The organism is Streptomyces sp. GQ60, from assembly GCF_059758875.1.
Map to the genome: position 1 here is coordinate 114,923 of NZ_JCAXEG010000005.1, position 20,589 is coordinate 135,511.

15 protein-coding genes and 1 riboswitch are annotated in these 20,589 nt (G+C 71.2%); of the genes, 11 read left to right on the forward strand and 4 right to left on the reverse strand.

Going from position 1 to position 20,589, the window contains the following annotated elements:
- The first annotated feature begins 124 nt into the window (after positions 1-124).
- The 5 genes from AC6CKD_RS14700 to AC6CKD_RS14720 all read left to right on the forward strand — a co-directional run bounded on the left by AC6CKD_RS14700 (position 125) and on the right by AC6CKD_RS14720 (position 6,433).
- Positions 125-1,144 (forward strand): LacI family DNA-binding transcriptional regulator, encoded by a 1,020-nt coding sequence (locus AC6CKD_RS14700; RefSeq protein WP_498327694.1) that lies wholly within the window; start codon positions 125-127, stop codon positions 1,142-1,144.
- 270 nt (positions 1,145-1,414) lie between these two features.
- Entirely contained in the window at positions 1,415-2,815 is a 1,401-nt protein-coding gene (locus AC6CKD_RS14705; RefSeq protein ID WP_498327695.1) for an ABC transporter substrate-binding protein, read from the forward strand.
- A gap of 128 nt (positions 2,816-2,943) precedes the next feature.
- The gene (locus AC6CKD_RS14710) at positions 2,944-3,852 is read left to right on the forward strand and encodes a carbohydrate ABC transporter permease (RefSeq protein ID WP_498327696.1); all 909 of its coding nucleotides are present in this window, start codon (positions 2,944-2,946) and stop codon (positions 3,850-3,852) included.
- 14 nt (positions 3,853-3,866) lie between these two features.
- Complete coding sequence (locus AC6CKD_RS14715; RefSeq protein ID WP_498327697.1) at positions 3,867-4,742, forward strand: carbohydrate ABC transporter permease; 876 nt, start codon at positions 3,867-3,869, stop codon at positions 4,740-4,742.
- Positions 4,743-4,825: 83 nt separating this feature from the next.
- Positions 4,826-6,433, forward strand: coding sequence for a glycoside hydrolase family 13 protein (locus AC6CKD_RS14720; protein ID WP_498327699.1), 1,608 nt, complete (start codon positions 4,826-4,828; stop codon positions 6,431-6,433).
- Positions 6,434-6,466: 33 nt separating this feature from the next.
- Here the strand turns inward: AC6CKD_RS14720 and AC6CKD_RS14725 are convergent, their stop codons facing one another.
- On the reverse strand, positions 6,467-7,720 hold the full coding sequence (locus tag AC6CKD_RS14725; RefSeq protein WP_498327700.1) for a citrate synthase: 1,254 nt from the start codon (positions 7,718-7,720) through the stop codon (positions 6,467-6,469).
- A 55-nt stretch (positions 7,721-7,775) separates the two neighbouring features.
- Here AC6CKD_RS14725 and AC6CKD_RS14730 point away from each other — a divergent pair, with 55 nt between their 5' ends.
- Both AC6CKD_RS14730 and AC6CKD_RS14735 read left to right on the forward strand, forming a co-directional pair.
- Positions 7,776-8,951 carry a citrate synthase/methylcitrate synthase gene (locus AC6CKD_RS14730; protein ID WP_498327702.1) on the forward strand — a complete coding sequence of 392 codons (1,176 nt, stop codon included), beginning with the start codon at positions 7,776-7,778 and terminating at the stop codon, positions 8,949-8,951.
- 20 nt (positions 8,952-8,971) lie between these two features.
- Positions 8,972-10,087 (forward strand): CobW family GTP-binding protein, encoded by a 1,116-nt coding sequence (locus AC6CKD_RS14735; protein WP_498327703.1) that lies wholly within the window; start codon positions 8,972-8,974, stop codon positions 10,085-10,087.
- A gap of 15 nt (positions 10,088-10,102) precedes the next feature.
- Here AC6CKD_RS14735 and AC6CKD_RS14740 read toward each other — a convergent pair whose 3' ends face one another.
- The gene (locus tag AC6CKD_RS14740; protein ID WP_498327705.1) at positions 10,103-12,193 is read right to left on the reverse strand and encodes a restriction endonuclease; all 2,091 of its coding nucleotides are present in this window, start codon (positions 12,191-12,193) and stop codon (positions 10,103-10,105) included.
- Between the two features lie 106 nt (positions 12,194-12,299).
- On the reverse strand, positions 12,300-14,756 hold the full coding sequence (locus AC6CKD_RS14745; protein ID WP_498327706.1) for a DNA gyrase/topoisomerase IV subunit A: 2,457 nt from the start codon (positions 14,754-14,756) through the stop codon (positions 12,300-12,302).
- 260 nt (positions 14,757-15,016) lie between these two features.
- Between AC6CKD_RS14745 and AC6CKD_RS14750 the strand changes: the two genes are divergently transcribed.
- The 4 genes from AC6CKD_RS14750 to AC6CKD_RS14765 all read left to right on the forward strand — a co-directional run bounded on the left by AC6CKD_RS14750 (position 15,017) and on the right by AC6CKD_RS14765 (position 19,825).
- Positions 15,017-16,378, forward strand: coding sequence for a M16 family metallopeptidase (locus AC6CKD_RS14750; protein ID WP_498327708.1), 1,362 nt, complete (start codon positions 15,017-15,019; stop codon positions 16,376-16,378).
- 20 nt (positions 16,379-16,398) lie between these two features.
- Positions 16,399-17,766, forward strand: coding sequence for a M16 family metallopeptidase (locus tag AC6CKD_RS14755; protein ID WP_498328116.1), 1,368 nt, complete (start codon positions 16,399-16,401; stop codon positions 17,764-17,766).
- Between the two features lie 238 nt (positions 17,767-18,004).
- Positions 18,005-18,164: riboswitch (cyclic di-AMP (ydaO/yuaA leader) on the forward strand.
- 12 nt (positions 18,165-18,176) lie between these two features.
- Positions 18,177-18,971, forward strand: coding sequence for a M23 family metallopeptidase (locus AC6CKD_RS14760; protein WP_498327709.1), 795 nt, complete (start codon positions 18,177-18,179; stop codon positions 18,969-18,971).
- Positions 18,972-19,159: 188 nt separating this feature from the next.
- Positions 19,160-19,825: a GntR family transcriptional regulator gene (locus AC6CKD_RS14765; RefSeq protein WP_498327710.1), complete on the forward strand. Its 666-nt coding sequence runs from the start codon at positions 19,160-19,162 to the stop codon at positions 19,823-19,825.
- Between the two features lie 320 nt (positions 19,826-20,145).
- Here AC6CKD_RS14765 and AC6CKD_RS14770 read toward each other — a convergent pair whose 3' ends face one another.
- Positions 20,146-20,427 carry an HPr family phosphocarrier protein gene (locus tag AC6CKD_RS14770; protein WP_498327712.1) on the reverse strand — a complete coding sequence of 94 codons (282 nt, stop codon included), beginning with the start codon at positions 20,425-20,427 and terminating at the stop codon, positions 20,146-20,148.
- Positions 20,428-20,589 lie beyond the last annotated feature (162 nt).

The window sequence follows — 20,589 nt, forward strand, 5'->3', positions numbered from 1 at the left end:
CTCGCCGTCCGGAGGCGGGCCCGGGCGGGTGGGACGCGGGGGGTTCCGCGCCGGATTCCGATGGGCCAAACTGGCCGTAATCGAGCTGCAAGGAACTTGCATCGCTTGCGCTACTCTTGCGCTCATGACGCGACGACTTGCTCAAGTGGCGAAGAAGGTGGGGGTCAGCGAGGCAACGGTCAGCCGGGTGCTCAACGGCAAGCCGGGCGTCTCGGAGACGACCCGCCAGTCCGTGCTCACCGCCCTGGACGTCCTCGGCTACGAGCGCCCCACCCAGCTGCGCGGCGAACGCGCCCGGCTGGTCGGCCTGGTCCTGCCGGAACTCCAGAACCCGATCTTCCCGGCCTTCGCCGAGGTGATCGGCGGCGCGCTGGCCCAGCAGGGGCTGACCCCGGTGCTCTGCACGCAGACCACGGGCGGCGTCTCCGAAGCCGACTACGTCGAGCTCCTGCTCCAGCAGCAGGTGTCCGGCGTCGTCTTCGCCGGCGGACTCTTCGCGCAGGCCGACGCCCCGCACGAGCACTACCGGCTGCTCCACGACCGCAAGGTCCCGGTGGTGCTGATCAATGCCTCGATAGAGGACCTCGGCTTCCCGTGCGTCTCCTGCGACGACGCCGTCGCGGTGGAACAGGCCTGGCGCCACTTGGCCTCCCTCGGCCACGAGCGCATCGGCCTGGTGCTGGGCCCGCCCGACCACATCCCCTCCCTGCGCAAGCTGGTGGCCGCACAGGCGGTCGCCGCGGCGGCCGGCACCGAGCTCCCCGACGCGCACGTCGAGCGGGCGCTGTTCTCCCTGGAGGGCGGCCACGCGGCCACGTCGAGGCTGCTGGACCGCGGGGTCACCGGCATCATCTGCGCGAGCGACCCGCTGGCCCTGGGGGCCATCCGGGCGGCCCGCCGACGCGGGCTGGACGTGCCCCGGGAGGTCTCCGTCGTCGGGTACGACGACTCGGCCTTCATGAACTGCACCGAGCCCCCGCTGACCACCGTCCGGCAGCCCATCGAAGCCATGGGCCGGGCGGCCGTGGAGCTGCTCACCGCGCAGATCCAGGGGGCCGCCGTGCAGCCCGGAGAGCTGCTCTTCGAGCCCGAGCTCGTGGTGCGGGGCTCCACCGCGCAGGTCCCGCGCCCCCGTCCGACGTAACACCCCACCCCACCCCGCCCACCCCGCCCCCACCGCGCTCCGCCGGGTGTCCGGCCCCCGGTCACCGGCCCCACAGGGCCCCGATACGTCCCACGGACGTCTCGGGGCCCTGTTTTGCGTTCCCTCTCGGAGCAGTCCGGCGTCATGTTGCCAATCTCTTGCGAAATCTGCGCGAGATATTGCGTTCATCTGTAGGTGATGGTTGAGTGTGCCGCGCTCGCCTCCATGCACGCCCCACGCCTCCTGCTCGATGCTCGAAGGGGACCACCGATGAGAACCGACATCCGCCGCACCACCGCGACCGCCCTCGTCTCGGCGCTCGCCGTCACCGCCCTCGCGGCCTGCGGCACGAGCAGCAGCGGAGACGACACCAAGAACCAGCCGTCCGGCGGTTCCACGGACGCCTCCGCGCCGCTCGACCCGAAGACCAAGGTCACCCTCTCCATCGACTGCATGCCGCCGGCGGCGAAGGCGGCCGAGCTCAAGCAGTGGAAGGAGGACGTGGCGGAGTTCAACAAGACCTACCCGAACGTCACGATCGACGGCCGCTCCACCCCCGGCCAGTGCCTGGAGCCCCCGCGGTTCACGGCGATGCTCAAGGCCAAGTCGCAGCCGGACGTCTTCTACGCCTACTTCACCGATCTCAAGCAGGTGCTGGACAACGACGGCGCCGAGGACATCTCGGCGTACGTCACGGCCAAGACGGTTCCGGGCATCGACGACATCGACAAGAACGTCGTCAACACCCTCAAGCACGACGGCAAGCTCTACGGGCTGCCCACCAGCAACTACACGATGGGCCTGCTGATCAACCGCAAGCTCTTCCAGCAGGCGGGCCTCAACCCCGACCAGCCCCCGCGCACCTGGGACGAGGTCCGCGCGGCCGCGAAGAAGATCGCGGCGCTCGGCAACGGCACCGCCGGCTACGGCGAGTACAGCGTCGACAACACCGGCGGCTGGCACTTCACGGCCGCCATGTACGGCATGGGCGGCGACATCGTCGGCGCCGACGGCAAGGCGGCCTTCAACAACCCGACCGGCAAGCAGGTCGTGGACAACCTCCGCGCCATGCGCTGGGAGGACGACAGCATGGGCAAGACCCAGCTGCTCAAGTGGGGCGACCTGCAGAAGCAGATGGCCTCGGACAAGCTCGGCATGTTCCTCGCCGCGCCCGACGACATCACCTACATGGTCCAGCAGCTCTCCGGCAAGTACGAGAACTTCGGTATGGGGCCCATCCCCGGCGGCGCCGCGACGCTGGCCGGCGGCAACGGCTACATGATCAAGAAGGGCAGCTCGCCGGACAAGGTCAAGGCCGCGATCGCCTGGCTGAACTTCAAGACGCTCGCGGTCGGCAAGGGGCAGTTCCAGTACGACCGCTCCAAGGCCGACGGCCTGCCGGTCGGGCTTCCGCAGCCCGCCTTCTTCACCGGCGCCAGCAAGGCCAAGGACGACGAGCTGAAGGCCGCCAACGCCACCATGCCCGTCGTCAACTTCAAGTCCTTCCTGGACAACCCGGTGGCCGGCAAGCCCGAGCCGGCGAAGGCCCAGGAGGTCTACAAGGTCCTCGACAAGGTGATGTCGGGGGTCCTGACCAACAAGGACGCGGACTCGGCGCAGCTCCTCGCGGAGGCCGAGAAGGCCGTCAACCAGGTGCTGGCCAACCAGTAGCGGCCCCGGGGCGTGCCGCCCCGGCCGGGCGGGTCCGGGCGGCCTCCCCGGCCCGGACCCGCCCGCCCCGCCCGCAGGCCCCGTACCCCGCAAATCGATGGCGACGACCCACCAAGGAGCGAGCGGCGATGTCGGCTCCCACCCTGCCCGGTACCTCCCGCGAGGAATTCGCCCGGGCGTTCAAGCGGAACCTCTCGGCCCACGGCTTCCTGATCGGCGCCGTCCTCTGCTTCTCCTTCTTCTCCTGGTACCCGATGGTCCGGGAGTTCCTGCTGGCCTTCCAGAAGACCGAGGGCGGAGCCGTCCAGTGGGTCGGCTGGGACAATTTCCGCTACGTCTTCAACGACCCGGCGTTCTGGCAGGCCTGGCGCAACACCCTGCTCTTCAGCGGGCTCGCGCTGCTCCTCGGCTTCGCCGTCCCGTTCGTGATCTCGATCGTGCTCAACGAATTCCGGCACGCGCAGGGCTACTTGCGCCTGCTGGTCTACCTCCCGGTGATGATGCCGCCGGTGGCCTCGATCCTGCTCTTCAAGTACTTCTACGACCCTGGTTACGGGGTCTTCAACAGGATTCTGGAATTCCTGCACCTGCCGGCGCAAGACTGGCTGCAATCCACCGACACCGCGATGCTCTCCGTCGTCGTCGCTTCCACGTGGATGAACATGGGCGGCGCCACCCTGATCTACCTGGCAGCCCTCCAGGGCGTCCCCGGGGAGCTCTACGAGGCTGCCGAGCTCGACGGAGCCGGGATGCTGCGCAAGATCTGGCACGTCACGATCCCGCAGACCAAGCTCATCCTCTCGCTGATGCTGCTCATGCAGATCATCGCGACGATGCAGGTGTTCGTCGAACCGTTCATGCTCACGGGCGGCGCCGGCCCCGAGGGGTCGACCACCACCGTCGTCGTCCTCATCTACCAGTACGCCTTCAGTTTCAACCAGTACGGCGGCGCCGCGGCCCTGGGCCTGTGCCTGCTCGTCCTGCTCGCCGGCTTCTCCGCCGTGTACGTCCGGCTGAGCCGTGACAACGAGAACTGACGGGAGCACCTGACATGTCGGAGCGCACGCTGATATCGCCGGCCCAACTCGGCCGCACCCGGGGCAAGATCGCCTACTGGACCGTCCTGGCCGTGGTCGTGACCGGCTTCACGGTCGTCTTCCTCGGGCCCCTCTACTGGATGGTCGCCAACGGACTCAAGAGCACCGCGGAGTTCACCCAGGTCCCGCCGACCGTGGTGCCCGATTCCCTGCACACCGAGAACTACTCGGCGGCCTGGAACGTCATGGACCTCGCCAGACTGCTGTTCAACACCCTCTACTACGCGTTCGGCGCCCTGGCCTTCCAGCTCGTCCTCGACGTGGCCGCCGCCTACTCGCTCTCCAAGCTCCGGCCGGTCTTCGGCAGGGCCGTCCTCGGCATGATGCTGGCGACCCTGATGATCCCCGCCGCCGTCCTCGTCGTACCGCAGTACCTCACGGTCCTGGACATGCCGCTCATCGAGCGGAACCTGCTCAACACCCCTTGGGTGATCTGGCTGCCCTCGGTCACGAACGCCTTCAACATCTTCCTTCTGAAACGATTCTTCGACTCCATCCCCGGCGAGATACTCGATGCCGCCGCCATCGACGGAGCCTCCTCCCTGCGCACCCTGCGCTCCGTGGTCCTGCCGATGTCCCGGCCCGTCCTCGGCGTCGTGTCGATCTTCGCCATCGTCGGGGTCTGGAAAGACTTCCTCTGGCCCATGCTCACGCTGCCCGACCCGGCCCTGCAGACGCTCAACGTCGGCATCCACTCCCTCGCCAGGGGTGTGCCCGAGAACCATCTCGTCGCCGCGCTCGCGATGGCCTCGGCGCCCACGCTCATCATCTTCCTGATCTTCCAGCGCAACATCATGAGCGGACTGACGGCAGGCTCCCTCAAGGGGTGAGCACCACCCCGCACCGCCGCCGTGCCCGGTCGCCCCCCCCGTGAAAGACCGCTGTGAAAAGACCGCCGTGAAAGGACCCCTCCGTGGCTGACTTTCCCCTGCCCGAAAACGCCGCCGACTGGTGGCGCTCGGCCGCCATCTACCAGGTGTACGTACGGAGCTTCGCCGACGGCGACGGGGACGGCACCGGTGACCTCGTGGGCGTCCGGGCCCGCCTCCCCTACCTGGCCGAACTGGGCGTCGACGCACTGTGGTTCACTCCCTGGTACCTCTCCCCGCTCGCCGACGGCGGCTACGACGTCGCCGACTACCGCACCATCGACCCCGCCTTCGGCACCCTCGCCGAAGCCGAGAAGCTCATCGCCGAAGCCCGCGAGCTGGGCATCCGCACCATCGTCGACATCGTCCCGAACCACGTGTCCGACCAGCACGCCTGGTTCAAGGCCGCCCTCGCCGCCGGCCCCGGCAGCCCCGAGCGGGAGCTCTTCCACTTCCGCCCCGGCCGGGGCGAGCACGGCGAACTGCCGCCGGGGGACTGGCCCTCGCAGTTCAACGGAGCGGCCACCTGGACGCGGGTACCGGACGGGGAGTGGTACCTGCACCTCTTCACCCCCGAGCAGCCCGACCTCAACTGGGACCACCCCGCCGTCCGCCGGGAGCACGAGGACGTCCTGCGCTTCTGGTTCGAGCGCGGAGTCTCCGGCGTACGGATCGACTCCGCGGCCCTGCTCGCCAAGGACCCGGCCCTGCCCGACCTGGCGGGCCGCTCGCCCGAGCCCTGGCCCGGCGAGGTCCACCCGTACATCGACCGCGACGACCTGCACACCGTCTACCGCTCCTGGCGGGCCATCGCCGACGAGTACGGGGCCATCTTCGTCGGCGAGGTCTGGCTCCCGGACTCCGAGCGGTTCGCCCGCTACCTGCGCCCCGACGAACTGCACACCGCCTTCAACTTCTCCTTCCTCAGCTGCCCGTGGGACGCCGGCCGGCTGCGCACCTCCATCGAGGAGACCCTCGCCGAGCACGCCCCCGTCGGAGCCCCGGCCACCTGGGTGCTGTGCAACCACGACGTGACCCGTACGGTCACCCGCTACGGGCGCGCCGATACCGGTTTCGACTTCGCCACCAAGGCCTTCGGAACCCCGGCCGACCTGGCCCTCGGCACCCGGCGGGCGCGTGCCGCGGCGCTGCTGACCCTCGCCCTGCCCGGCGCGGTGTACGTGTACCAGGGCGAGGAACTCGGGCTTCCGGAGGCCGACATCCCGCTCGGCCGGATCCAGGACCCCATGCACTTCCGGTCCGGCGGCACCGACCCCGGACGGGACGGGTGCCGGGTCCCGCTGCCGTGGACCGCCGAGCCCTGGAACGAGCCCTGGCTGCCGCAGCCGGCGGGCTGGTCGCAGTACGCCGCGGACCGGCAGGACGGGGACCCGGCCTCGATGCTCACCCTCTACCGGACGGCCCTGGGCCTGCGCCGCGCCGCGGCCGGCTTCGGCGGCGGATCGCTCGAGTGGCTGCCCGCGCCGCCCGGGGTGCTCGCCTTCAGCCGCCCCGACGGGCTGGTCTGCGCGGTCAACCTGTCGCCGGAGCCGGTCCCGCTGCCGGCCCACACGAGCCGCCTGCTGAGCAGTTCCGCCCTGGAGGGGAACGGTCTGCTCGGGCAGGACACGGCGGTGTGGCTGCGGACCTGACGCCGCGGCCGGACCGCCGGAACCACCCGCCCGTCACGGCAACGGCTGTGGCGGGCGGGGTCCGTGGTACTGCCCCCTCGGCCGCATCCGCAGCGGCCGCTCCTCGTACTCCTCCAGTGCGTGCGCGATCCACCCGGCCGTACGGGCCACCGCGAAGACGGTCTCCCCGGCATCCGGGGCCATCCCGCAGGAGACCGTCAGCACCGCCAGCGCCAGGTCCACGTTGGGGTACAGGCCGCCGCCGTGCCGGGCCACCACCCCGGCCACCTCGCGCGCCGCGGCCAGGGCCGGACCGGCCTGCGCCAGCGGCTCCAGCCGCGCGAACAGCGCCGTCGCCCGCGGGTCCTCGGCCTCGTAGAGCCGGTGCCCGAGCCCGGGCACCCGGCGGCCGGCCCGCAGGTACTCCGCCACCACCGGCGCCGCGCCGCCCCGCTCCAGCACCTCCACCAGCATCCGGTGCGCGAGCCGCCCGGCCGCGCCGTGCAGCGGGCCTTCGAGTGCGCCGAGCCCGGCCGAGACCACCGCGTACGGATGGGCGCGCGCCGACGCGGCCACCCGTACGGCCAGGGTCGAGGCGGCCAGATCGTGGTCCGTCAGCAGGGCCAGGGCCAGGTCCAGCACGGCCAGCGCGTCCGGATCGGGATCCAGAGCGGAGAGCCGGGGCCACAGCTGCCGGGAGAGGCGGCCGTCCCCGCCCCACTGAGCCGGGCCCACCTCGGGCAGGGCGCCGACCAGGGTGGGGATCAGCGAACGTGCGCAGCCCAGTACGGAGGGGCCCGACAGGTCGAAGCGCAGCGGGTCCGCGACCGCCGCGGCGGCCAGGGCCACCCGCAGCCGGTCGATCGGACCGCCGTGCTCGGGCAGCGCGGCGACCGCCCGGCGGGCCGCGGCGAGTGACTCCGGGGGAGCGGTGAAGCGGGCACCGCGCACCAGGGCCCCCGTCCAGAGCCACTCGGCGACCTCCTCGTAGCGGTACCGCGAGGCCAGCTCCACGGCGTCCACGCCGCGGAAGTAGTAGCGGTCGGCCTCGATGAGGGTGAGCGCGGTGCGTACGGAGAACTCCCCGGCGGAGGTAGCGGAACCGGAGGGCCCCGCCGCCTCGCGCCGGCTGCGCCGCGCCAGGGCTTCCACCTCGCGGGCGTCGAAACTGCTGCCGCGGCCGACCGGGTCGCGGCGGCTCGCGAGCTGGCCGCGGCTGACGTACGCGTACACGGTCGCGGGTTTCACCCCCAGCAGCCGGGCCGCCTCCTGGGTGCCGATCCTTCGCTCACCGGACTCGTCGTTCATGACGCACACCCTACATATCTTGATGCAATCAACATTGACAGTGATTGATTCCATCATGGATGGTCGATCCATGAACACCACCGCAGCACCTCTCGAAATCCCCCGCGGACTCGCGGGCGTCGTGGTCACCGAAACCCAGCTCGGTGACGTCCGAGGTCGAGAGGGCTTCTACCACTACCGCCAGTACTCGGCCGTAGAGCTCGCCGGGAGCCGCACCTTCGAGGACGTGTGGCACCTGATGTTCCGCGGGGCCCTGCCGGCCGACGCCGCCGAACGGGCCGCCTTCGCGGCCGAGATCGCCCCGCTGCGCAGGCTCCCCGCCGAAGTGAGCGACGCCCTGCCCGCCCTGGCCCGCGCCACCGCCCCGTCCGGCCCGCTCGCCGGGCTGCGCACCGCGCTCTCGCTGCTCGGCGCCTCCGCCGGCTTCCGCCCGGTCTACGACCTGACCCCCGAACGCCGCGCCGCCGACGCGCTGGCCGCCTGCGCCGCCGTACCGACCCTGCTCACCGCCCTGTACCGGCTCGGACAGGGACTGGAGCCGGTGGAACCGCGCGAGGACCTCCCGTACGCGGCGAACTACCTCTACATGCTGACCGGACGGGAGCCCGACCCGGTCAGGGCCCGCGCGGTCGAGCGGTACCTGATCTCCACGATCGACCACGGCTTCAACGCCTCCACCTTCACCGCCCGCGTGATCGCCTCCACCGGCGCCGACGTCGCGGCCTGCCTCACCGGGGCGATCGGCGCGCTCTCCGGCCCGCTGCACGGCGGCGCCCCCAGCCGGGCCCTGGACACCCTGGACGCCATCGGCACGGCGGACCGGATCGACCCGTGGATCCGCGAGCGGGTCCTCGCGGGCGAGCGGATCATGGGCTTCGGACACCCCGTCTACCGCACCGAGGACCCGCGCTCGCGGATGCTGCGCGGGATCGCCCTGCGGTTCGGCGGCCCGCTCGTGGACTTCGCCGTGGAGGTCGAGCGGCACGTGGAGGAGATCCTCGCGGAGCTCAAGCCGGGCCGGGAACTGCACACCAACGTGGAGTTCTACGCGGGCGTGGTCATGGAGCTGTGCGGGCTGCCGCGCGAGATGTTCACGCCGACCTTCTGCGCGGCCCGGGTGGTCGGCTGGAGCGCGAACGTCCTGGAGCAGGCCGCCGACTCGAAGATCATCCGGCCGGCCGCCCGCTACACCGGCCCGACCCCGCCCCGGCCGGTCCCCGCCCTCGGCTGACGCTGGCTACGATCGACCGGGTGAACAGCATCCCCGTCATCGTCCTCACCGGATTCCTCGGATCGGGCAAGACGACCCTCCTCAACCACCTCCTCGGAAACCGGGGAGGCACCCGGATCGGGGTCGTCGTCAACGACTTCGGCTCCATCGAGGTCGACGCGATGTCGGTGGCCGGCCAGGTCGGCGACTCGATGGTCTCCCTCGGCGGGGGCTGCCTGTGCTGCGCTGTGGACGGCAGCGAGCTGGACGCGTACCTGGAGAAGCTCGCGGACCCCGTCCACCGCATCGACGTGATCGTCATCGAGGCGAGCGGGCTGGCGGAGCCGCAGGAGATGGTCCGGATGCTCGTCGCCAACGAGAATCCCGCCGTCCGCTACGGCGGCATGGTGCACATCGTCGACGCGGCGGAGTTCGACGCGACCCGGGACAAGCACCCCGAGACCGACCGGCACCTGGCCGTCGCGGACCTGGTGGTCCTCAACAAGACCGACCGGATCGACGCCGCCGAGCGCACCCGGATCGAGGGTGCGCTCGCCGCGCTCTGCGCACCGGGGATCCCGGTCGTCGGCGCGGACCACGGGCGGATCGACCCGGAGCTGCTCTTCGACCGCCGCCCGTGGACCGAGACGCGCGGCCAGCTGTCCTTCGAGGACCTGCTGGCCCAGGCACACGACCACACCGGCGGCCACGATGATCACGCGGGCCACGTCCACACCGGGTACGCGAGCACGGAGTTCGTCTCCGAGCAGGCCCTCGGCCCGCGCCGGTTCATCGAGTTCCTCGACCGCCGCCCGGCCGGCCTCTACCGGATCAAGGGCTCCGTCTACTTCGGCGTCCCCGGCCACGAGGAGCGCTACGAGGTCCACGCGGTCGGCCGCTTCCTCCGCTTCGCCCCGCACCCCTGGGGCCGCGGCGAACCGCGTCTGACGCAGCTCGTTTTGATCGGCTCGGGCACCGACGGCCCCGCCCTGCTCCGCGAGCTGGAGGCCTGCCGCGAACCGGAGCCGTGGCACGCGGGCCCGGAGAGCATGTGGGGCGTCCTGCGCTACGTGGACCGCCCGGCGGAGCGGGAGCCGGAGCCGGAGCCGGCGCCGGAACCGGATCCCGAGCCGGACGTCGACCCCGAGGACCTCTGAGGGCCCCGGCTCCGCTCAGGCGACCTCGATGCCGAAATCGCCCAGGAGGGGTTCCAGGCCGCCCGGGTAGCCCTTGCCGCCGAGGACGAAGTCCCAGTCGCCGCCCGGGCGGCGCCGGAAGGATCCGAGGACCAGGGCGGTTTCGCCGGCGCGGCCGTCGGAGACCTCCAGCCGGCCCAATTCTCCGCCGGCCGTGTCCAGTAGTCGGATCCGGGCGTCCGTGAAGCCCGCGAGGTCGGCGTCCGGATCCACCTCAGGGTCGATCGCGGCCACGAGGACCAGCCGGTCGGCTGACTGCGGCAAGGAGTCGAAGGCGACCAGCAACGCGGCTTTGTCGGGCGACGCGTGCACGTGGGTCCGCACCGAACCGTCCGGGGTGCGGGGGTTGTTGAAGAACACGAAGTGCTCCTCGCTCAGCACCCGGTTGCCCTCGCAGACCAGCGCGCACACGTCGAGGGCGACCGCTCCGGTCCAGGACATGCCGAGCACGTTGTGATCGGCGGGGGGCGGCTCCTCCTCCGTCCGCTGGGTTGGCACCGGGGCCGCGTCGGGCGCGGCCCCGCCGAGGCGTCCGCGCAGCCCGTGCTGGTGCAGCAGTTCCACGAGTTCGGCCCCGGGAACCAACTCCAGCGGTTTGCCGTTGGCGAAGGTGTACGACCCGGGTCCGAAGGTCGCCGTGGTGACCAGCACTCCCTTGTTCGCCCCCCGGTCCTGGACCGTGCCGTACAGGTCCCGTACGGCCGTCGGCGGGACCGTGTTGCGGTAGCGCTTGACCTGCACCACGATCCGCCCGCCCCGGATCGGGGTCGGGTCCAGCGCCTCCACGTCCACGCCGCCGTCACCGGACCGTTGCGTCGTCACCGCCTCCATGCCCATCGCCCGGAACAGCTCGGCCACCAGGTTCTCGAAGGCGATGGGGTCCATGGCGAAGAGGTCCGGCTCCTCGTCGCCGTCCGCGTGCCCACCGTGGCTGATGACCGTGCCGACCTCGCCGGGCCGACGTCCGGGATGCACCGTGGTCAGTTGGTCGGGCTTCGCCGAGAGCTGCCCACGCAAGCCCTCCACGAGGCAGTCCACCGCACTGACCTGCTCCAGCCGCAGCCCCCCGAACGTGGTCCGCGCCGCAGTCACCGTGGCGAGGACGAACTGCGCCTCTTGTCCCGTCACGGGATCGGGGCGGTCCACGAAGCCGTTGATCAGGACTGAATCGAGTACCTCGAACTCGTCGGCCGCATACAGCTCGCGCAGCACCAAGAGCACGCACTGCGCCAGCAGGTCCCGGTACAGGGCCCGTCGCTCCGTCGCCGGGCGGGGCTTCACCCGGTACTGGCCCGTGCTCGGCAGGTACTGGACCGACCTGGCCTCAGGTACCACCGCGTACCCGGGCAGCTCCCAGTCCAGTACGAGCTGACGCGCCCCTGGGTCGTAGGCGGCCGTCACCTGCCTCGGCAGTGCCTCGGGCCATGCCGTCGAGACGTACAGGGCGGCCGAGAAGTACTCCACCACGGCCTCGGGGTCGCCGGCGCGCAGTGCGGCGGCCAGCTCGGCGAGCCCGCCGTTGTGCGCCCGGATCGCGGCGAGCTGCTCCGCCGCCCAGGCGTCGTACTGCTGTCGGTACGAGGCCAGTTGGTGCTGCCGCTGCGTCTCGGCCTCCTGAGCGGCCTGCCAGGAGGCGGTGTACCGCGCGTGCGCGTCCCGCTCCGCCTGCGCCCTTTGGCCAGAGCCGAGGGTCCAGCCGCTGCTCTGGTGCTGGAACTGCTCGATGCGCGGGAGTGCCACCGGGTGAGCCAGGGTTCCGGGAGCGAACGGTTCCAGCTGCTCCGGCCGGACCATGGACGACGTTCGGAACGCCGGCGCCCTGCACCCCGTGACCAGCAGGACCTGTAGGGCCTCGACCTGGGCGTCGAGCTGCGCGGAACGCCGTCGTGCCTCGGCGTCGCGGTGCTGCCGGTCGGTTGCCTGCTGCTGTCGTTGTCCCCGGACCCCACCGCCTTCGTAGGGGAGCGAGGGGTGTTCCGCCTCGCGCTGCCGGACTAGCTGTATCTGCTGCGTCCGGCGCTGGGCTTCCGCCCAGTCCCTGATCGATCCGCCCGACCGACGACTCATCAGTTCTGTGTCTCCCTGCCCCACCCGCAGTGCCAAGAGGGAAAACACTAGTCGCCATTCGGGTGGTACGTCCCCCGGACGTACCACCCGAATGACCCGGAACTCCTTACAGCGCGGAACCCGCCAGCGCCGCGACCACGGCCGGCAGCGCCGTGCCCGAACCGTCCCGGCGCGGGTCTGCTGCCGGCAGCAGGGCCGGAGTGCCGTTCGCCGCCGCGGCGCGGACCGGAGAACCGCCCGCCCAGGCCAGCAGCAGGACGTCCTCGCCCTTGAGGAAGCGCTGGCAGCGCACGCCGCCGGTCGCCCGGCCCTTGCGCGGGTACTGGTCGAACGGGGTCAGCTTCCCGGACTGCATCGAGTCGTCCAGCGTCCCGTGCGAACCGGCCACCGTGAACACCACGGCCTCGCGCGCCGGGTCCACCGCCGAGAAGTGGATCACCTTGGCGCCGTCCGCGAGCTTGATGCCCGCCATACCGCCCGCCGGGCGGCCCTGCGCGCGGACCTGGCCCGCCGGGTAGCGCAGCAGCTGGGCGTCGTCGGTGATGAAGACGAGGTCCTCCTCGCCCGTGCGCAGCTCGACCGCCCCGATGATCCGGTCACCGTCCTTGAGGGTGATGACCTCCAGCTCGTCCTTGTTGGCCGGATAGTCCGGCACGACCCGCTTGACCACGCCCTGCTCGGTGCCGAGCGCCAGGCCCTGCCCGGACTCGTCCAGCGAGGTCAGGCAGACGACCTTCTCGTCGGCCTCCAGCACGGAGAGGAACTCCGTGACCGGGGCGCCGCCCGCCAGGTTCGGCGCGGCGTGGGTGTCGGGCAGTTGCGGCAGGTCGATGACCGACAGCCGCAGGAGCCGCCCGTACGAGGTGACCACGCCGATCTCGGCCCGCGCGGTCGCCGCGACCTGCGAGACGATCAGGTCGTGCTTGGCGCGGGCGCCGCCCTCCTCCTCGGGGAGCGGCTCGGCGTTCGGAGTGCGGGCGAGCAGCCCGGTGGAGGACAGCAGCACCCGGCAGGGGGTGTCCTCGACCTCCAGCGGGACCGCCGCGACCGGCGTACCCGCCGACTCCAGCAGCACCGTGCGGCGCTCCGTGCCGAACTTCTTCGAGACCGCGGCCAGTTCCGCCGACACCAGCTTGCGCAGCTCGCTGTCGGAGTCCAGGATCCCGGTCAGCTCGTCGATCTCGCCGGCCAGCCGGTCGCGCTCGGACTCCAGCTCGATCCGGTCGAATCGGGTGAGCCGGCGCAGCGGGGTGTCCAGGATGTACTGGGTCTGGATCTCGCTCAGCGAGAAGCGCTCCATCAGGCGCTCCTTGGCCTGAGCGGAGTTGTCGCTGTCCCGGATGATCCGGATGACCTCGTCGATGTCGAGCAGCGCCACGAGCAGGCCCTCGACCAGGTGCAGCCGGTCGCGCCGCTTGCCGCGGCGGAACTCGCTGCGCCGGCGCACGACCTCGAAGCGGTGGTCGAGGTAGACCTCCAGCAGCTCCTTGAGGCCCAGCGTCAGCGGCTGCCCGTCGACCAGAGCGACGTTGTTGATGCCGAAGGTCTCCTCCATCGGCGTCAGTTTGTACAGCTGCTCCAGGACGGCCTCGGGGTGGAAGCCGTTCTTGATCTCGATGACCAGGCGCAGGCCGTGCGAGCGGTCCGTGAGGTCCTTGACGTCCGCGATGCCCTGGAGCTTCTTCGAGCCGACCAGGTCCTTGATCTTCGCGATGACCTTCTCGGGGCCCACCGTGAAGGGCAGTTCGGTGACGACCAGCCCCTTGCGGCGCGGGGTCACGTCCTCCAGGGCCACCGTGGCGCGGATCCGGAACGTGCCGCGGCCGTTCTCGTAGGCGTCCTTGATGCCCGAGAGGCCCACGATCCGGCCGCCGGTGGGCAGGTCGGGACCCGGTACGAAGCGCATCAGCGCTTCCAGGTCCGCCTCCGGGTAGCGGATCAGGTGGCGGGCGGCCGCGATGACCTCGCCGAGGTTGTGCGGGGCCATGTTGGTGGCCATGCCCACCGCGATCCCGGACGCGCCGTTGACCAGCAGGTTCGGGTACGCGGCCGGCAGGACGACCGGCTCCCGCTCCTGGCCGTCGTAGTTCGCGGCGAAGTCGACGGTGTTCTCGTCGATCCCGTCGGTCATCAGCGAGGCGGCGTCGGCCATCTTCGACTCGGTGTACCGCATCGCGGCCGGCGGGTCGTCGTTGCCGAGCGAGCCGAAGTTGCCGTGGCCGTCGACCAGCGGGAGGCGCATGGAGAAGGGCTGCGCCATGCGCACGAGCGCGTCGTAGATCGACGCGTCGCCGTGCGGGTGCAGCTTGCCCATGACCTCGCCGACGACACGGGCGCACTTCACGTAGCCGCGGTCGGGGCGCAGGCCCATCTCGTTCATCTGGTAGACGATGCGCCGGTGCACCGGCTTCATGCCGTCGCGGGCGTCGGGCAGGGCGCGGGAGTAGATCACCGAGTACGCGTACTCGAGGAAGGAGCCCTGCATTTCGTCGACGACGTCGATGTCGAGGATCTTCTCCTCGAAATCCTCCGGCGGCGGGGTCTTCGTGCTGCGGCGGGCCATCGCTGCGCGGCTCCTTAACCAAGAATCGGGATGAGCTGAGCTCTCACGCTGAGCTCTCACGGGGTGGGGCTGGGACGGGGCTGGGACGGGGGACGGGCGGTTTCGGACAGGGGTGACGCGGACCATTGTGGCCCGAGGCACCGACAACGCCGACTCCGACCCAGGACCGGGCCGGGAACTTCTCCGTCTCCCGACACGCTTGCATACAGTGGCAGGTCTGACAGGAATCTCTGCATCGCGATCGAAGGGACCACATGCCCATGGGTCACACGGCCACAGCTCACGCAGGCTCCGGCGGCCTCACAGCGACCGAGCACCGGCTGGCCAACGGCCTGCGCGTGGTGCTGTCCGAGGACCACCTGACCCCGGTCGCCGCGGTCTGCCTCTGGTACGACGTCGGCTCGCGCCACGAAGTCAAGGGACGTACGGGCCTGGCTCACCTCTTCGAGCACCTGATGTTCCAGGGCTCGAAGAACGTCCCCGGCAACGGCCACTTCGAACTGGTCCAGGGAGCCGGCGGTTCCCTCAACGGCACCACCAGCTTCGAGCGGACCAACTACTTCGAGACGATGCCGACGCACCAGCTGGAGCTCGCGCTGTGGCTGGAGGCGGACCGGATGGGCTCGCTGCTGGCCGCCCTGGACGACGAGTCCATGGAGAACCAGCGCGACGTCGTCAAGAACGAGCGCCGCCAGCGGTACGACAACGTCCCGTACGGCACGGCCTTCGAGAAGCTGACGGCCCTGGCCTACCCGGAGGGCCACCCGTACCACCACACCCCGATCGGTTCCATGGCCGATCTGGACGCCGCGTCCCTCGAGGACGCGCGCGCGTTCTTCCGTACGTACTACGCGCCCAACAACGCGGTGCTGTCGGTCGTCGGGGACATCGACCCCGAGAAGACTCTTGCCTGGGTCGAGAAGTACTTCGGCACCATCCCCGGCCACGACGGCAAGCAGCCGCCGCGCGACGGCTCGCTGCCCGAGGTCATGGGGGAGCAGCTGCGCGAGGAGGTCGTCGAGGAGGTTCCGGCCCGTGCGCTGATGGCGGCCTACCGGCTCCCGCACGACGGCACCCGCGAGTGCGACGCCGCCGACGTGGCGCTGACCGTCCTGGGCAGCGGCGAGTCCTCCCGGCTGCACAACCGCCTGGTGCGCCGCGACCAGAGCGCCGTCGCGGCCGGCTTCGGCATGCTGCGCCTCGCCGGCGCGCCCTCGCTGGGCTGGCTGGACGTCAAGACCTCCAGCGGGGTCGAGGTACCCGCCATCGAGGCGGCCGTCGACGAGGAGCTCGCGCGGTTCGCCGCCGAGGGCCCGACGGCCGAGGAGATGGAGCGCGCGCAGGCCCAGCTGGAGCGCGAGTGGCTGGACCGGCTGAGCACGGTGGCCGGGCGCGCCGACGAACTGTGCCGCTTCGCGGTGCTCTTCGGCGACCCGCAGCTGGCGCTGACCGCCGTCCAGCGCGTCCTCGACATCACCGCCGAGGAGGTGCAGGCCGTGGCCGCGGCCCGACTGCGCCCCGACAACCGCGCGGTGCTCGTCTACGAGCCGATCGCGGCCGATGAACCCACCGACATCGCGGCGACCGACGCGAGCGACGAGAACGAGGGGGCGGAGCAGTGAGCGACACCGCAGCCGTCACGATGACCTTCCACCCGCGCCCCGAGGCCGGCGAGCCGCAGCCGTGGGCCTTCCCGGCCCCCGAGCGCGGGGTACTGGCCAACGGCCTGACCCTGCTGCGCTGCCACCGCCCGGGCCAGCAGGTGGTGGCGGTCGAGATCAACCTCGCCGCCCCGCTCGACGCGGAGCCCGAGGGCCTCGACGGCGTGGCCACGATCATGGTCCGCGCCCTGTCCGAGGGCACCGACAAGCGGTCCGCCGAGGACTTCGCCGCAGAGCTGGAGCGCTGCGGCGCCACCCTCGACGCGCACGCCGACCACCCCGGCCTGCGGGTCTCCCTGGAGGTCCCGGCCTCCCGCCTGCACAAGGCGCTGGGCCTGGTCGCCGAGGCGCTGCGCACGCCGGCCTTCGCCGACGCCGAGGTCGACCGCCTGGTGCGCAACCGGCTCGACGAGATCCCGCACGAGAGCGCCAACCCGCAGCGCCGTGCCGCCAAGGAACTCTCGAAGGAGCTGTTCCCGGCCTCCCTGCGGATGTCCCGCCCGCGTCAGGGAACAGAGGAGACGGTCGCCCGCATCGACTCCGCGGCCGTACGGGCCTTCTACGAGGCCCACGTGCGCCCCGCGACCGCCACCGCGGTGGTCGTCGGCGACCTGACCGGCATCGACCTGGACGCCGTCCTGGCCGACACCCTGGGCGCGTGGACCGGTGACACCACCGCCCCGCGCCCGGTCCCGCCGATCACCGCCGACGACACGGGCCGCGTGGTCATCGTGGACCGGCCCGGCGCGGTCCAGACGCAGTTGCTGATCGGCCGCATCGGCGCCGACCGGCACGACCGGGTCTGGGCGCCCCAGGTGCTCGGCACGTACTGCCTGGGCGGCACCCTCACGTCCCGGCTGGACAAGGTGCTGCGCGAGGAGAAGGGGTACACGTACGGCGTGCGCGCCTTCGGACAGGTGCTGCGCTCCACGGCCGACGGCAAGGGCGCCTCGATGCTCGCCATCAGCGGCTCGGTGGACACCCCGAACACCGGCCCGGCCCTGGAGGACCTCTGGACGGTGCTGCGCACCCTGGCGCAGGGCGGCCTGACCGACGCCGAACGGGACGTGGCCGTGCAGAACTTGGTGGGGGTGGCACCGCTGAAGTTCGAGACGGCGGCCTCCGTCGCGGGCACGCTCGCCGACCAGGTCGAGCAGGAGCTTCCGGACGACTACCAGGCGCAGTTGTACGCGCGGCTCGCCGAAACCGGCACGGTGGAGGCCACTTCGGCGGTCGTCAGCGCCTTCCCGGTGGACCGCCTGGTCACGGTCCTGGTCGGCGACGCCTCGCAGATCGAAGAGCCGGTGCGGGCCCTCGGGATCGGCGAAGTGGCCGTGGTCGCCAACTGACCGTCCGTTGACTGCCGACGGGTCGCCAACTGGCCCGTCGACAAGGGGCTCCGACAGGGGACTCCGGCGGTTTGCCCGCCGGAGTCCCTTTTGTCTTGCCTGTTCCTTAAGTCGTGTGGTTGCTTGTATGTGGTGTGGCGTACGCAACAAAATGGCGTGTCTGTTTGGCGATTGACTGATGATCCGCCTAGCGTCGGCCGTGCTGTTCGTCAGTCGTAACCGCCGCATCCGCGGCACCGGACAGCGATCGCCGAGTCCCCGTCAGGCGCGAGCCTGGGGAGCCGGGGACCCACTTGTGTCCCTGGGGTGAATCGGACCGCCTCGCAAGAGGGGGCCCGTAGGAGACCTTCCTGCTCCGAACCCGTCAGCTAACCCGGTAGGCGAGAGGGAAGGAAAGGATCAGCCCCTTCATGGCGTTTGGCAGTAGTGCCGCCGGCAAGCACCGTGGTTCGAGCCGTATGAGCCGCAGGACCGCCGGCTACGCCGGCATAGCCGCCCTCGCCGCCACCGGCGTCGTCGGCTCCCTGGCGGGTCCCGCGTTCGCCGCGGACAATTCCCCCTCCTTCGAGGACACCGGCAGCCTCAACACCATCGTGGTGGCAGACGAGCTCGCCGGTGACGTCGAGGCCCAGGCCCACTCCCAGCAGCGGGCCGCCGAGGCCGCCGCCGCCAAGGCGCAGGCCGAGGCCGAGGCCAAGCAGCGGGCCGCCGAGGCCAAGGCGAAGGCCGAAGCCCAGGCCAAGGCCGAGCGCGAGGCCGCCGAGCGCGCCGCCCGCGAAGAGGAGCGCAAGCGCCTCAACACCTTCGTCTCCCCGATCGACGGCTCCTACGTCAGCACGCAGTACCACGCGGGCGGCGCCATGTGGTCCTCCGGCAGCCACACCGGCATCGACTTCCACGCCGACTCCGGCACCTCCGTGCGCTCGGTCGGCCTGGGCACCGTGGTCGAGGCGGGCTGGGGCGGCGCGTACGGCAACAACGTCGTCATCAAGCACGCCGACGGCACGTACACCCAGTACGGCCACCTGCACTCGGTGAGCGTCAGGGCCGGCCAGCAGGTCGCCCCGGGCCAGCAGATCGGCCTCTCGGGCAACACCGGCAACTCCAGCGGCGCGCACCTGCACTTCGAGGCCCGCACCGGCGCCGACTACGGCTCGGACATCAACCCGGTCGCGTACCTGCGCTCGCACGGCGTCACCCTCTGACCCCACCGTCGCACCGCACGACTTCCGTGAAGGCCCCGGCTCTCTTCGAGCCGGGGCCTTCGTGCTTCGTGCTGCGTGCTTCGCGTTGTGTGAATGTTTCGTATTTCCGGCCGTCCTCGGAAATTATCGTGTGTTGCAATAGAGTCGCAACGCGCACAGCCATACGAGAAAAGGCGGAGGTTCCGGTCTTGCGTATTCCCGCGCACACGGTATGCACAGCGATCCGCGACGACATCGTCTCCGGGGTGTTCGGGCCCGGCAGCCGGCTGACCGAGGAGGTACTGGCGCGCCGTTACGGAGTCTCGCGGGTCCCGGTGCGCGAGGCGCTGCGCACGCTGGAGTCCGAGGGGTTCGTGACCACCCGCCGGCACGCGGGCGCCTGCGTGGCCGAGCCGACCGAGCAGGAGGCCGCCGACCTGCTGGAGCTGCGGATGCTGCTGGAGCCCCTCGCGGCCGCCCGGGCGGCCCGGCGGCGCAGCGAGGCCCACCTCAAGGTGCTGCGCGGGCTCGTCAGGCTGGGTCAGGAGCGGGCCAGGAGGGGCCAGGAGGAGGATCTGCGCTCCCTGGGCGGCTGGTTCCACGAGACGCTCTCCCAGGCCTCGGGCAGCCCCGGGCTGATCGCGCTGCTCACCCAGATGCGGCACAAGGTGGCCTGGATGTACGTGGTCGAGGCCCCGGTGCGGCCCGTGGAGTCCTGGGCCGAGCACGGTGCGATCGTGGACGCGGTGGCCCGGGGCGACGCCGAGCGGGCCCGGGCGCTGACCGCGGCGCACGTGGACCGGGCGGCGGGGGCGCACCGGATGCGCGTGAGGACTTTGCAACCTGCCGTAAACACGGCGAGCGTTCCGCATTAACAAACGCCGTATACAAAGGTGGGATATCCGGCGGGGTCGCAATTCCCGTGCCGGGCGCCATTCCGCTTGAATTCTGCCCACCGGAATCGAGTGTTTCGGAAAGTGTGCCGGAAAGCGCGGTGCGCGCATTTCCGTCCGAGTCGATGCGTCGATGCGGTCGATGAGCCCGGCGGGTTCGGGGGTCGGAGGTCGGGGGGCCGACCGGCATTCCCGCGCGAAAAGCAGCGAAGCCGTTGCCCTCGACCGTGGTGGCCGGGGGCAACGGCTTCGCCGTGCAAGTCCTGCGGGTCCTGCGAGTCCTGCGGGTCGAACCCGAAGGGTCAGACGGTCTCGGGGAGCTCCTCGAGGCCCTCGGCGACCAGCTTCGCGAGGCGGTCCAGTGCGACCTCGGCGCCGTCGGCCTCGGACGAGAGGACGATCTCCTCGCCGCCCTGGGCGCCCAGGCCCAGAACCGCCAGCATGGAGGCGGCGTTGACGGGGTCGCCGCCGGCCTTCGCGATGGTCACCGGGACGCCGGAAGCGGTCGTCGCGCGGACGAAGATCGAGGCGGGACGAGCGTGCAGGCCCTCGGCCCAGCCGACGTTGACGCGGCGCTCTGCCATGGTGATGCCCTTCAGGTTCTTACGGTTGTCTAGACCAGTCTCTCACGGCGTCCGGAATGGTCGAACCGACCTTCGGCCCGAGTTTCCCGCCGTTCGACCTACCCCAGCTTGCCCTGATCCGACCCAGCTTGCCCGATGCGCCGCGCCCAGGCCACTCGGCCC